11 protein-coding genes are annotated in these 13,769 nt (G+C 56.8%); 7 read left to right on the top strand and 4 right to left on the bottom strand.

From position 1 onward, the window contains the following. Window positions 1–359: 359 nt before the first annotated feature. Entirely contained in the window at window positions 360–986 is a 627-nt protein-coding gene (locus tag HF675_RS00790; RefSeq protein ID WP_105233548.1) for a TetR/AcrR family transcriptional regulator, read from the bottom strand. A 293-nt stretch (window positions 987–1,279) separates the two neighbouring features. Here HF675_RS00790 and HF675_RS00785 point away from each other — a divergent pair, with 293 nt between their 5' ends. Continuing rightward, window positions 1,280–2,506, top strand: coding sequence for a Tm-1-like ATP-binding domain-containing protein (locus HF675_RS00785; RefSeq protein ID WP_105233010.1), 1,227 nt, complete (start codon window positions 1,280–1,282; stop codon window positions 2,504–2,506). Window positions 2,507–2,599: 93 nt separating this feature from the next. Here HF675_RS00785 and spy read toward each other — a convergent pair whose 3' ends face one another. Next, entirely contained in the window at window positions 2,600–3,085 is a 486-nt protein-coding gene (spy, locus tag HF675_RS00780) for an ATP-independent periplasmic protein-refolding chaperone Spy (protein WP_105233011.1), read from the bottom strand. Window positions 3,086–3,491: 406 nt separating this feature from the next. Here spy and yhjD point away from each other — a divergent pair, with 406 nt between their 5' ends. The 3 genes from yhjD to HF675_RS00765 all read left to right on the top strand — a co-directional run bounded on the left by yhjD (window position 3,492) and on the right by HF675_RS00765 (window position 7,017). Further along, window positions 3,492–4,499: an inner membrane protein YhjD gene (gene yhjD / locus HF675_RS00775; protein WP_105233012.1), complete on the top strand. Its 1,008-nt coding sequence runs from the start codon at window positions 3,492–3,494 to the stop codon at window positions 4,497–4,499. 342 nt (window positions 4,500–4,841) lie between these two features. Next, window positions 4,842–6,164 carry an MFS transporter gene (locus HF675_RS00770; RefSeq protein ID WP_105233013.1) on the top strand — a complete coding sequence of 441 codons (1,323 nt, stop codon included), beginning with the start codon at window positions 4,842–4,844 and terminating at the stop codon, window positions 6,162–6,164. 88 nt (window positions 6,165–6,252) lie between these two features. Continuing rightward, window positions 6,253–7,017, top strand: a complete 765-nt coding sequence (locus HF675_RS00765) for a CDP-diacylglycerol diphosphatase (protein WP_105233014.1) — start codon at window positions 6,253–6,255, stop codon at window positions 7,015–7,017. Between the two features lie 7 nt (window positions 7,018–7,024). Here HF675_RS00765 and HF675_RS00760 read toward each other — a convergent pair whose 3' ends face one another. Then, entirely contained in the window at window positions 7,025–9,067 is a 2,043-nt protein-coding gene (locus HF675_RS00760) for an AsmA family protein (RefSeq protein WP_187043916.1), read from the bottom strand. Window positions 9,068–9,326: 259 nt separating this feature from the next. Here HF675_RS00760 and HF675_RS00755 point away from each other — a divergent pair, with 259 nt between their 5' ends. Then, the gene (locus HF675_RS00755; protein ID WP_187043915.1) at window positions 9,327–10,259 is read left to right on the top strand and encodes a sugar kinase; all 933 of its coding nucleotides are present in this window, start codon (window positions 9,327–9,329) and stop codon (window positions 10,257–10,259) included. Window positions 10,260–10,466: 207 nt separating this feature from the next. Continuing rightward, entirely contained in the window at window positions 10,467–11,192 is a 726-nt protein-coding gene (locus tag HF675_RS00750; protein WP_187043914.1) for a LuxR family transcriptional regulator, read from the top strand. A gap of 44 nt (window positions 11,193–11,236) precedes the next feature. On the opposite strand, the gene ilvC is transcribed toward HF675_RS00750, so the two are convergent. Further along, window positions 11,237–12,712 carry a ketol-acid reductoisomerase gene (gene ilvC, locus HF675_RS00745; protein ID WP_105233018.1) on the bottom strand — a complete coding sequence of 492 codons (1,476 nt, stop codon included), beginning with the start codon at window positions 12,710–12,712 and terminating at the stop codon, window positions 11,237–11,239. A 169-nt stretch (window positions 12,713–12,881) separates the two neighbouring features. Here ilvC and ilvY point away from each other — a divergent pair, with 169 nt between their 5' ends. Then, window positions 12,882–13,763: an HTH-type transcriptional activator IlvY gene (gene ilvY / locus HF675_RS00740; RefSeq protein WP_105233550.1), complete on the top strand. Its 882-nt coding sequence runs from the start codon at window positions 12,882–12,884 to the stop codon at window positions 13,761–13,763. The last annotated feature ends 6 nt before the right edge of the window (window positions 13,764–13,769 follow it).

The following is a 13,769-nucleotide window of genomic DNA, read 5'->3' as shown; positions in this document are numbered from 1 at the left end:
ACACCAAATAAATAAAGCACAACAATGGTCATTTCGCCCGGCAGGCAAAAACGACGGTAAACGCCATTGCGACAAAACATTCCGCTGGCCGGGGAAAGGAAAGGGAGGTGGAAAAGTGAAGGGGACTAATTATCGCATGGCATTAATCTTATTTGGCGAGGAGCGGCTATAAATATAATTACATGATTATTAGTGAGTTACCAAATGATTTGTGTGCAAACTATTTGCCTAAAATAAGATATAAACAGAATATGGCGTTAGTTATTATCAGTAAAAATTATAACTACATAGCCTATTCATTTAGTGAATAATTCTACATTCAACGCCGGCATCACGCTAAAAATGGATTATCCTGCTGGTTATTTTTTGCTGTTGCGCACATCTTCTTCGGCCTGACGAATAATCGCCTTCGCCATCCACTGAGTCACGTCCTGAATACCGCTCAGCTCCAGTCCCCAAATATCTTTCAATACCAGAAAAACTTCTGAACCGTAAATCAGTGAGAAAGCGTGGATCACGCGCTGCAGCGCCTCCGGAGGCAATTTATCCTGCAACGGCTCTACCGCCAATTTCAGCAGGCGTTTACGGTTACCACGCACGAATTTCTCCCCCGGCGTGGCATTGGCCCACTGTTGCAGGGAAAGTTGCAACGCCGCACGCAGCGCGCCTTCGTGCTGCTCCATTTGCGGGTAAGCAAACGCCAGCAACTGCTGAATGCGCAGCAGCGCATCGTCATCATTTGGCTCCCACTGCAAAATCGGCCCCAGACTTTCAGCCACCACGGCGGTAATCAGGGCGCTTTGCGTCGGGAAATAACGATAGGCGGTAGCGCGGGATACCTGCGCGTGAGCCGCCAGTTCGGTAATCGACGGGAACGCGCCGTCATCGTACAGCTCCATCGCGCTGGCAAGCAGCAATTTGCGCGTTCTGGCGCGCGTATGGGTTAGGGGTTCATCCCGCGGTGCGGGAAAAGCGGATAGCGACACATCGACCTCACACAAATCATGCCGGCTCACAGGCGGCATAATGAAAAACCTGACTGGCAGGATCCTGGCCCTTCCAGCGTCGCAAAAGCGAACTATAAATACAAAAAATGAGACCCTCGTCTCATTTATCGTCAAAAAAGGCTTGCATTAATGATACTGCCGTCTCATTATGTATATAAATTCATCGGCTGTATCTTATTGTATCAACACCAGGGTTCCAAATTAATATTATAAGTTATCATTAGAAACAACCAGTTCGGCCCTCATAGCCGACCTTTTTTCAGGAACAGACGATGAGAAATACCCCAACCTTTGTCTATATTGCTACCACAGCAGATACCAAAGGACAAGAGTTGGCGTATGTGCGTGGTTTGATTGACAGCCTCGGTTTACCCACCATCACCGTCGATCTTTCCACTCACAACATGCCCGCACGCTACCCGGCCGACATTTCGGCGGCCGACGTAGCCGCTTTTCATCCGGAAGGCGCAACCGCCGTCTTTTGTCATAATCGTGGTCAGGCGATCGCCGCCATGGCCATTGCTTTCGAACGCTTTATGCTGTCGCGCAACGACGTCGCCGCTCTGTTGGGCATGGGCGGCTCCGGTGGCACAGCCATGATCACGCCGGCAATGCAGCAGCTGCCTATCGGCCTGCCCAAGCTGATGGTCTCCAGTATGGCTGCCGGGGACGTTTCCGGCTACGTCGGCGCCAGCGATATCGCCATGCTGTATTCCGTGACCGACATTGCCGGCCTGAACCGTATTTCACGCAAGGTGCTGGGCAACGCCGCCCACCAGATCGCCGGCGCGGTGCGTTTCCATACCGATGAAGACGTGCTCAGCAAACCCGCCACCGGTTTGACCATGTTTGGCGTGACAACGCCGTGCATCCAGGCCGTGACCCGCGCCATTGAGGCGCAATGGGACTGCCTGGTGTTTCACGCCACCGGCAGCGGTGGACAGGCCATGGAAAAGCTGATCGACAGCCAGCTATTGAATGCGGTGCTGGATCTGACCACCACCGAGGTGAGCGATTATCTGTTCGACGGCGTGCTGGCCTGTAACGAAGACCGTTTTGGCGCTATTGCCCGCACCGGTATTCCCTGCGTGCTGTCCTGCGGTGCCATGGATATGATTAATTTCGGCCATCCCAAAACCATTCCGGCACGCTATGCCGACCGACATTTTTATAACCACAACACCCAGGTGACGCTGATGCGCACCACCGCTGAGGAAAATGCCCATATCGGGCGTTGGATTGGCGAAAAGCTGAACGCCTGCCCGGGGGAAATCCGTTTTGTGGTACCGGAAGGCGGGCTCTCGTCGCTGGATGCGCCCGGCCAACCTTTTTGGGATCCGCTGGCGCTGCGCGCCTTTACCGACGCGCTGGAACAAACTCTGGTGCAGACCACGCGACGCCGGCTGATTAAAACGCCCTATCACATCAACGACGCACGGTTTGCCGACATCGTGGTGGCGCAGTTTCATGACATCACCACGGTGAAAAAAAATCACTAAGGCCATTGTTCTCGCCAGGATGGCGCATGGCAAAAAAATATAAAAAAAGGCCAGAATAATCTGGCCTTGTTATTTTGCACATCACACTATTAATTACTCGGCAGCCTCGTGCTGCGCTTTCATTTTATTCATGTGCTCCATCATTTTCTTTTCGTGTTTCTGATAATTCTCATTGTATTGTTTTTTCTGCTCTGGCGTTAACAGGTTATACATTTTATTTTCGGCCTTGGCGCGCGCCAGCATGCGTTCGGACTGCGCTTTGCTGATAGTGTCAATTTGCGCTTTGGCTTTGGCTTCATCAAAGCTGTCGGAAGCCACTAACGTATGCAGCGCCTGACGCTGCTCTTTCATGCCATGACCGCGATTCTGGTGCGCTTCTTTCATAATGTCGCGCATTTGCTGGCGCTGCTGCTCGGTCAGGTTCAGCCCCGCGAACGGGCCGCCTTTCCCCTTGTGGTGCATCATTTTCATCGGCGCGCTATCTGCTGCCGCGGTGGTGGCGGTATCGGCCGCAAAAGCCATAGAAGCAGAACCCAGCGCCAGGGTAGAGGCAACAAATAAAGCAGTCAGTTTACGCATAATTATTTCCTTAAAATATTCTTTATCAGGAGCGCTGTACTTAACAGGCTCATCGTGTCGTCGGAGATAATAATAGGCTCAAGAATATAGATTAATGCGAAGGAGTGTAAACTTTTTAAAACCAAAAAAGGGTTTATTCATCAATTATGAGCAAATTATGGAGATAGCGTCTGCCCTTTGACAAGATGTATCCCATAACGAAAAAAAGCGGGATAAATAAGGTAACACGCGCTGATTAATTGCGCAGTCTAATTTACCTCAGCGTCTGGTTTTTATCACTTTTAATGTGCGCTACCGCACATGAAGCCCGCAAAAACGCCAATTCCCTTCGTCGGGGTCAAATCCATGGCCGGTTTGGCTATAATGGTGAAGGTTATAGGTTTTTATATAAGGAAAGCGTGACGTAATGCCTACAGGATCCGAGAACACTTCCCAACCGCGCCAAACGGAAGAATCAGCCAAGCCGCTGATCGACATCAAGACCGGGAACCACAAAATTGACAAGGGCATCTCCGGTTTTTCCCGTCTGGTTGAACATATCAAGGCCAGACCGGGCATTGCCCACCTGCTGCGCGCGGCCGAGCGCTTTAATGACCGGCTGGGCAGCCAGTTCGGCGCCGCCATTACCTACTTCTCTTTCCTGTCGCTGATCCCCATTCTGATGGTGTCGTTCGCCGCGGTAGGTTTTGTGCTGGCCTCCAATCAGGATCTGCTGACCGAACTTATCGACAAAATCGTCGGCAGCATCAGCGACCCGACGCTGGCCAATACGCTGAAAAACACCGTCAATACCGCCATCCAGCAGCGCACCACCGTTGGCCTGACCGGTCTGGCGCTGGCGCTCTACTCCGGTATCAGCTGGATGGGCAACCTGCGCGAAGCGATTCGCGCCCAGTCGCGCGACGTCTGGGAGCGTAATCCGCAGGATCAGGAAAAAATCTACTTTAAATACACCCGCGACTTTATCTCGCTGACCGGTCTGGTGGTGGCGCTGATCGTCACGCTGTCGCTGACCTCAATCGCCGGTTCGGCGCAGGCGGCCATCGTGCGCGCGCTGGGGCTGGACGGCATCGACTGGCTGCGCCCGGCGATGACGCTGATTGCGCTGTCCATCTCCATCTTCGCCAACTATCTGCTGTTCCTATGGATTTTCTGGATGCTGCCGCGCCACAAACCTAATAAGAAAGCGCTGTTCCGCGGCACGCTGATGGCCGCCATCGGCTTTGAAGTGATCAAGTTCGTGATGACCATGACGCTGCCGCAGGTGGCAAAATCTCCGTCCGGCGCGGCATTTGGATCGGTGATCGGCCTGATGGCCTTCTTCTACTTTTTTGCCCGCCTGACGCTGTTTTGCGCCGCCTGGATCGCCACCGCGCAGTATAAGGACGATAAATCACCATCGGCCAAGCCATAACGGCAGCCGGCCAATCGCATGAATATACCGGTCATCAGCCTATGACCGGTTTTTTATGCCAAAAATACGCGACAAAATCAGAATATAAATCTGATAAACAGCTTGCGGCTCAGCCAAAAGCAGCACAACACACTACTCATCTACTTTTCTTTCCGCCTTTTCCAGCCATTCCCACTGCTTTGCCTTATTTTTGTGACGTTAAACTCCACAGATAAACACAAAGGTAAAACTTTAATCTTATTAAGCGTTTATTTCCCGCATTGTACAAAGTTACGCCATTGAAAAGGGGTTTTGCTGTGGCATAAGATGGCCTTTTACATAATGAAAACATAAGAAATAACTATGCAAGCCACCATCACAACATCCGCCGACGCCAACGACGCGTCCGCACCAATCAATTCCCGGGGAAAAGTGCTGGTCGCTTCGCTGATCGGCACCGCTATCGAATTCTTCGACTTCTACATCTACGCCACCGCCGCGGTATTGGTGTTCCCGCATATCTTCTTCCCGCAGGGTGACCCGACCACCGCCACCCTGCAGTCGCTGGCGACTTTTGCCGTCGCCTTCGTCGCCCGTCCGATCGGCTCAGCGCTCTTCGGCCACTTTGGCGATCGCGTCGGGCGCAAGGCTACGTTGGTCGCCTCGCTGCTGACCATGGGCATTTCCACCGTGTTGATCGGGCTGCTGCCGAGCTATGAAACCATCGGCATCTTCGCCCCGCTGCTGCTGGCGCTGGCGCGTTTTGGCCAGGGTCTGGGGCTCGGCGGTGAATGGGGTGGCGCGGCGCTGCTGGCGACCGAAAACGCCCCGCCGCGCAAACGCGCACTGTATGGATCCTTCCCGCAGCTGGGCGCACCGATCGGCTTTTTCTTCGCCAACGGCACCTTCCTGCTGCTCTCCTGGCTGTTGACCGACCAACAGTTTATGGAGTGGGGCTGGCGCCTGCCGTTTATCCTTTCCGCGGTGCTGGTGTTGATCGGCCTGTACGTGCGCGTGTCCCTGCATGAAACGCCGGTGTTCGCCAAAGCGGTGAAGGCCGGCAAGCAGGTGAAGATCCCGCTCGGCACCCTGCTCAGCAAACATCTGAAGGTCACCATTCTGGGCACCTTCATTATGCTGGCGACCTATACGCTGTTCTATCTGATGACCGTCTACTCCATGACCTACGGCACCGCCGCACAGCCGCTGGGCCTCGGCTACTCACGGGAAAGTTTCCTGTGGATGCTGATGCTGGCGGTGATCGGTTTTGGCGTGATGGTGCCTATCGCCGGCCTGCTGGCGGACGCCTACGGCCGTCGTAAAACCATGGTGGTGATTACGCTGCTGATGATCGGTTTCGCCTTCCTGTTCCCGACCATGCTCGGCTCTGGCAATCAGGCGCTGGTGATGGCTTTCCTGCTGTGTGGTCTGAGCATTATGGGGCTGACCTTCGGCCCGATGGGCGCGCTGCTGCCGGAGCTGTTCCCGACCGAAGTGCGCTATACCGGGGCTTCTTTCTCCTACAACGTCGCCTCAATTCTTGGCGCGTCGGTCGCGCCCTATATCGCCACCTGGCTGAACGCCAACTACGGCCTGTTCTACGTCGGGATGTATCTGGCGGCAATGGCGACGCTGACGCTGCTTGCCCTGCTTTTGATGAAAGAAACCCGCCACCAGTCGCTGTAACCACCTCAGTGGCCCGCCTCCTGCGGGCCGCTGTTTTCTGTCATCAAAAGCGTTTATCCTGCCTTCTTTATTCCCAATTCGGATACCGATGATGACACTGCGCCGCCGGCTATTACTGCTGTTCATCCTATTGGCGCTGGTCATTCTTGCGCTCTATCTCTGGCTGAAGCCCGCGCATCCCGACGCACTGTGGCGCATCGTCAGCCAACAATGTCTGCCGAATCAGCAGCAGCACAACAACCCGGCGCCCTGCGCGCAGGTCGACCCGCAGCACGGCGCCGTGGTGTTTAAAGATCGTAATGGCCCGTTGCAGTACCTGCTGATGCCGACGGCAAAAATCACCGGCATTGAGAGCCCGGAGCTGCTGACACCGACGGCGCCCAACTTCTTTCTGCTGGCCTGGCAGGCACGCCGCTTTATGGCGGAAAAATACGGTAAACCTATCGACGATGCGGCCATTTCGCTGGCCATCAATTCCGAATATGGCCGCACGCAAAACCAGCTGCATATCCATATCTCCTGCCTGGCGCCGACGGTGAAAAAACGTCTGGCGCAGGCAGAACAAACCTTCACCCCACGCTGGCAGCCGCTGCCCGGCGGGTTGTTGCAACACGACTATCGGGTACGGCGGGTGACGCCAGGCGAGCTGGCACAGCAGGGGGCGTTTCGCCTGCTGGCGAGCGGCGTCGCCGGAGCCAGCCAACAGATGGGGCGCTACGGCCTGGCGATGACCGCCTTGCCAAACGGTGATTTTCTGCTGCTGGCCACCGAGCGCAATCTGCTGAGCCTCAACCTGGCCTCGGCGGAGGAGCTTCAGGACCACGACTGTACGCTGCTGCAGCCGCGTCCCTGAGGCGCAGTTACTTTTTCTTCTTCATCTGCTTGAGCACCTGCCCGCACTGATTGGCATCGGCGCCGTCGCTGGGCGACACCAGCGCCAACAGGGCGGCAGCCGGCGTCACCACCACGCCCAGCGCCACGGCCGCCGCTCCGCGCGCAATCAGCGGCCCGGCTTTCACGCCGGCGTCCGGATGCTTAAAGGTGCCTTTCACATACAGCGGCGAGCGCAGCGTCAGCACGCGCATGCCCTTACTCTCCGGATCGATGGACAGATCCAGCCGTTCGTTGGCGAAGTTGGCGTTGCCGGTAATATTGATGATGGCGTTCTCGGTATCGAATACAAACAGCCGCGGCGCAGCCACGCCGCTACGTATACCGACGTCCGCCGCCGCGCAGTTGATACCCACTTCGTCATCGCCGAAGATCTGCGCCACCAGATAATTACCAACGTTGAGGCCCAGAATCTCCATCAGGCTGCGACTGATCATACCGTCGTTAACCAGCAGACGCAGATCGCCGCTGCTGCTGCCCAACAGCGCCGCCACCGAGTTACCGCTGCCGGTTAACTTCGCGTCGCCGTTCAGTTCTCCCAGGCTGCGCTTCATCGATTCCACATTCGGCAGCAGTTTCTTCAACTGGAAATTGCGGGCGTGCATATCCATCCGCCCACGCATCGGCTGCTTGCTGCCGTCCAGCCGCACGGTTGAATTCAGGTTGCCGCCCGCCACGCCAAAGCGCAGCGGGTCCAGCAGAATCACGCCGTTCTCCAGCCGCAGATGGGTGTACAGATCGCTTAACGGCAAGGCATCGCCATGCTCAATACGTTTGGCGGTAAATTTGACGTCGGCGTTCATCACGCCCCAGCTTTGGGTGGCAAACGTTGCGACCGGCAGCGCCTTATCCGCCGGCTGCCGCGTTTTCTCGCCGCGGCCGGCCTTGGCTGCATTGCTGTCAGCGCCGATCAGCGGCGCCAGATCGGCGAAGCGCAGCTGTTTAGAGAGCACATTACCGCTCAGGCTCGGCCGTGGCCGGCTGGCGACATAGCGCAGATCGCCGTGGATATCGCTGTCGCCAATCTTGCCGCTGAAATTTTGATAGCGATAAACCGCGCCGCCCTTTTCATGCAAACGGGCCGTCAGATGTCCGTCGGTGGCATACGGCGGCGTATTGGGCAACAGCACGCCGGTCAGGCCATACAGATTGCCCAGACTGTCGCCGGAAAACTTCAGCTGTAGATCAAGCCCGCCGAGATTTAACGGGTCGGTCAAGGTGCCCGCTACCGCTACGCGGGTCGCGCCGGAGCGTATATCAGCCTGCAGCGGGAACGGCAGGCCGGCATTCTGTAACGACAGCATGCCGCCGATCTTACCGCTGCCGCTCAGCGGTTCGCCGTTGTATTTGCCTTTTACCTGCCAGCCGAATACATAGTCCGGCGTAATGACCTGGCCCTCCTCCTTCTTGCCGGTGACCTGGCTAAATGGCAGCGGCTTGCCCAGCGGGTCGATCGTCGCCTGGAAATCCGCCTTCAGCGTAGCGTCCTTAAACGCTATCTGGCCGCGATCGAACACGATATCGTGAATATTCACCGACCAGTCTGACGCCGCGCTCTGGTCATCCTGCCCACCGCTGGCAAGGTTGAATGTCCAGTTATTCTCGCCATTGGCCAGACGCTGTAACCGTGCGTCGGGCCGCTGCAGCCAGATGCGCGGGATCAGCACCTCTTTATGTAACAACGCCAGGGGAGCGATGCTGAGTTCGACACGTTGCAGGCTGACCATACGATCGCCGGGAATATTTTCCGGATTGCCCAGTACAATATCTTGCGCATGAATGTACGGCCACGGCACCCAGGCGCGCCAGCCGCCTTCTTCCTTTTTGCGCTGCCAATCCACGCCAAGATCGCCGCGGATGGCAAAGGGCCGCTGCAGCTCGGCAGAGACTTTTTCATTAATCGTCGGCTTAAGACGGTTCCAGTCGAAGGTGGTGATAAAGACCACCAGCGCCACAATCACCAGCAGCACAACGCCGCCGATCCCGCTGATTACTTTTCCCGTATTGCTCATTGTCAGTTCCCTAATATCCGTTGCGTACGGCCGGTTTGGCGGAGATTGATTGACGGCCGTTCTCCCTAAGCCTAGTTAAGGATGCGGCAGAGTTCACCCTTTCGGCCTGCGCCGTCCATGGCGCACATTAAGCAGCAATAACCGATCGTTTGGCGAACGGCGTAAAAAACAAATTAAAACACCATTTCATTTCTATTGACTCCGCGCCCCGCAGCCGTAAGACTGACATAAACCCGCACACCTTTATTCAGGGATTATCATGACTTGCAAAAATATTGCCGTTATCGGCGAATGCATGATTGAGCTGTCGCAAAACGGCACCGGACTCAGCCGTGGTTTTGGCGGCGATACGCTCAATACCGCCGTCTATATCGCCCGTCAGACAGAACGGCAGACGCTTAACGTCCACTATGTCACCGCACTCGGCAACGACAGTTTTAGTCAGGAAATGCTGCGCGCCTGGCGGCAGGAAGAGATCGACACCACGCTGGTACAGCAGCTGGAGAATAAACTGCCGGGGCTGTACGTGATAGAAACCGATGAAACCGGCGAGCGTACCTTCTACTACTGGCGCAACGACGCCGCCGCGCGTTATTGGCTCGACGGCCCGCAGGCCGACGCCATTTGCCGTCGGCTGGCGCAGTTTGATTATCTGTACCTCAGCGGCATCAGCCTGGCGATCCTCTCCTCTGAGGCACGCCGCAAACTGATGGCGCTGCTGCATCAATGCCGCGCCAACGGCGGCCAGGTCATTTTCGACAATAACTACCGCCCACGGCTGTGGCAAAACAGAGAAGAGGCGCAGCAGGCCTATCGCGAGATGCTGTCCTGCACCGATACGGCGTTCCTGACGTTGGACGATGAGGATGCATTATGGGGGCAAATGCCGATGGAGCAGGTGGTCAAACGCACCCGCGATTTCGGCGTGCAGGAGATCGTGATCAAACGCGGCGCCGATGCCTGTCTGGTCTATCTGAACGATGAGGCGCCGCTGGAGGTTGCGGCGGTGAAGCTGGCGCAGGAACAGGTGATTGATACCACCGCCGCCGGCGATTCATTCAGCGCCGGCTATCTCGCCTTACGGCTGAGCGGCGGTGCGCCGCAGCAGGCGGCGGAACGCGGCCACCTGACCGCCAGCACGGTGATTCAACACCGCGGCGCGATTATTCCACGGGCGGCGATGCCGGTCTGACCGGCCGATAAAGCGGGCATCCGCGTGCCCGCAGGTAAATTTCCCTGATGCTAATGGCGCTCATTTCCAGCATACGTGACTATTTTTATTGTGCTATAGCGCCAGAGTATAAATATTTTCCTGACCGCGATCCTAGCTAGACTAAAGTACAGGTTATGGGTCTTTACTTACGCGGGCGCGATTGCCAACGCCGTATTGAGGTGCGTCATGTCAGGAATATTAGCCGGTGCTGCCGCCGCTGAAGGGAAAATAAGAGACAGGCTGAAACGTGAGCTGCGCCATTTTCATGGCGTAAAATACGCCTACCTGCAGCTTGATAAGCTGCGCGCCGGGCAGTGGTTTCTGACCTCTGACTACCCGGAACCCTGGCTCGATCTCTACCAGAAACATCATTACCCGACATGCGATCCCGTCGTGCAGGCGAGCCGGCATCAGGTCGCGCCTTTTTCCTGGCAGGAAACCTGCGTCACCACACAAGCCCCGCATTATGAGCATATTTTCAGCCAGTCGCGGCGCTACGACATCATCAGCGGCTGTACCTTTGTCCTGCACGATCACACCGATCACCTCACGCTGCTGTCGCTCAGTACGCCGACGGATAACCGTCACGGCGTACAGCAACTGCTGCGCCATCACCGGCAGCGTCTGCAGATGCTGCTGGTCGATACCCACAGCGCAGCTCTCAACGCGGCGGCTGCCCCGCCGCCGGCGCCCTCAGTCATGTTGTCGCCGCGCGAGAATGAAATCCTATACTGGGCCAGCATGGGGAAAACCTATCAGGAAATTGGCCAGATACTGGGAATTAAAACCGGCACGGTGAAATTTCATGTCGGCAATGCCGTGAGAAAGTTCGGCGTACTGAATGCCAAACATGCAATACGGCTGGGGACTGAGCGGCGCTTAATTACGCCGCCGCAAAGCGTCAGCCCATAAAAAAGCCGGCAATCTCTGCCGGCCTGGTATGTGTGCTGCGACGCTTAGCCTGCGACGGCAATGCGCTTCATATCGGTCATATAACCGCGCAGTTTGCGACCCACAGCTTCGATCGGGTGGTTACGCACCGCTTCGTTCACGTCGCGCAGCTGCGCGTTGTCAACCGCGGTTCCCGCCACAGATTTGCCCAGATCGCCCGCCTGCAGCGTGGTCATAAACTCTTTCAGCAACGGCACGGCGGCGTTGGCGAACAGGTAGTTGCCGTACTCTGCGGTGTCGGAGATAACCACGTTCATTTCATACAGACGCTTACGGGCAATGGTATTGGCGATCAGCGGCAGTTCGTGCAGCGACTCATAGTACGCCGACTCTTCGATGATGCCGGAATCCACCATGGTTTCAAACGCCAGCTCAACGCCCGCTTTCACCATCGCCACCATCAGCACGCCGTTATCGAAGTACTCCTGCTCGCTGATTTTGCCTTCAAACTGCGGCGCGTTTTCAAACGCGGTTTTACCGGTCTCTTCACGCCAGGTCAGCAGCTTCACGTCGTCTTCCGCCCAGTCGGCCATCATGCCGCTGGAAAACGCGCCGGAGATGATGTCGTCCATGTGCTTCTGGAACAGCGGCGCCATGATGGTTTTCAGCTGCTCAGACAGCGCATAGGCACGCAGCTTGGCCGGGTTGGACAGGCGATCCATCATCAGAGTGATGCCGCCCTGCTTCAGGGCTTCGGTGATGGTTTCCCAGCCGTACTGAATCAGTTTCTCGGCGTAAGCCGGGTCGCTGCCTTCCGCCACCAGCTTATCGAAGCACAGCAGCGAGCCCGCCTGCAGCATACCGCACAGAATGGTCTGTTCGCCCATCAGGTCGGATTTTACTTCGGCCACGAAGGAAGACTCCAACACGCCGGCACGGTGGCCGCCGGTCGCCGCCGCCCATGCCTTGGCGATCGCCATGCCTTCACCTTTCGGATCGTTTTCCGGGTGTACGGCGATCAGCGTCGGCACGCCGAAACCGCGTTTGTACTCTTCACGCACTTCGGTGCCCGGGCACTTCGGCGCCACCATCACGACGGTGATGTCTTTACGCACCTGCTCACCTACTTCAACGATGTTGAAACCGTGCGAGTAGCCCAGCGCCGCGCCGTCTTTCATCAGCGGCTGCACCGCGCGCACCACGGCTGAGTGCTGTTTGTCCGGCGTCAGGTTAACCACCAGATCGGCCTGCGGGATCAGTTCTTCATAAGTACCCACTTTAAAGCCGTTCTCGGTCGCTTTACGCCATGACGCGCGCTTTTCGTCGATCGCTTCCTGACGCAGCGCATATGCCACGTCCAGGCCGGAGTCACGCATGTTCAGACCCTGATTCAGACCCTGAGCGCCACAGCCGACAATCACCACTTTTTTCCCTTTCAGGTAGCCCGCCTCATCGGCAAATTCGTCGCGCGCCATAAAACGACACTTACCCAATTGCGCCAGCTGCTGACGCAGGTTCAATGTGTTGAAATAGTTAGCCATGGTGCTACTCCAGTTAGATGTTGTGTATTACATGTTATTTTCATTCCCCGCCCTGTCTGTGCGGAGATTCGTTAAACTCAATGTATAACAGGATTTGCGTTGCTTAAATTGATATATTAAGAACATCACGTTGCAGTTTATGCAACGCCAGCGCTGCGAGCATACTGATATGGACTTACGCGATTTAAAGCTGTTTTTGCATCTGGCGGAGAGCCGCCATTTCGGCCGCACCGCCAAGGCGATGCACGTCAGCCCCTCTACCCTTTCCCGCCAGATACAGCGGCTGGAAGAGGGCATCGGCAAACCGCTGTTTCTGCGCGACAACCGCACCGTACAACTGACCGACGCCGGCGAATTGCTGAAGGTATTCGCCCAGCAGACGCTGCTGCAGTACCAGCAGCTTAAGCACGCGCTCGGCCAGCACGGTCCGTCGCTCAGCGGCGAGCTGCGCCTGTTTTGCTCGGTGACCGCCGCCTACAGCCATTTGCCGCCGATCCTTGACCGCTTTCGCGCCCAGCATCCGCTGGTTGAAATCAAACTCACTACCGGCGATGCCGCCGACGCGGTGGATAAAATCCAGTCCAATGAGGCAGACCTCGGCATTGCCGGTCGGCCGGAAAGCCTGCCGGGCAGCGTCGATTTCACCAAGATCGGCGAAATTCCGCTGGTGCTGATCGCGCCGGCGCTGCCGTGCGCGGTGCGCACTCAGGCCTTTGCCGAGCAGCCCGACTGGGCCAATATTCCCTTTATCCTGCCGGAACACGGCCCGTCGCGGAAACGCATCGAACTGTGGTTCCGTCGGCAGCGCATCAGCAACCCGCTGATTTACGCCACCGTCGGCGGCCACGAGGCCATCGTCTCGATGGTGGCGCTCGGCTGCGGCATCGCGCTGATCCCCAGCGTGGTGGTGGACAACAGCCCGGAGCCGGTGCGCAACCGTATCTCGCAGTTGGACAATGTCTCGATGGTGGAGCCGTTTGAACTGGGGGTCTGCGTACAGCGCAAACGCCTTGGCGATCCGCTGATCGAAGCGTTCTGGCGCCTGCTGTAGCGCCAC

It is taken from the genome of Serratia sp. JUb9, assembly GCF_014298095.1.
Taxonomy (GTDB): domain Bacteria; phylum Pseudomonadota; class Gammaproteobacteria; order Enterobacterales; family Enterobacteriaceae; genus Serratia_B; species Serratia_B rhizosphaerae.
Note: the sequence above shows the minus strand (reverse complement) of the source record. Positions and strands in the feature narration are given on the sequence as shown.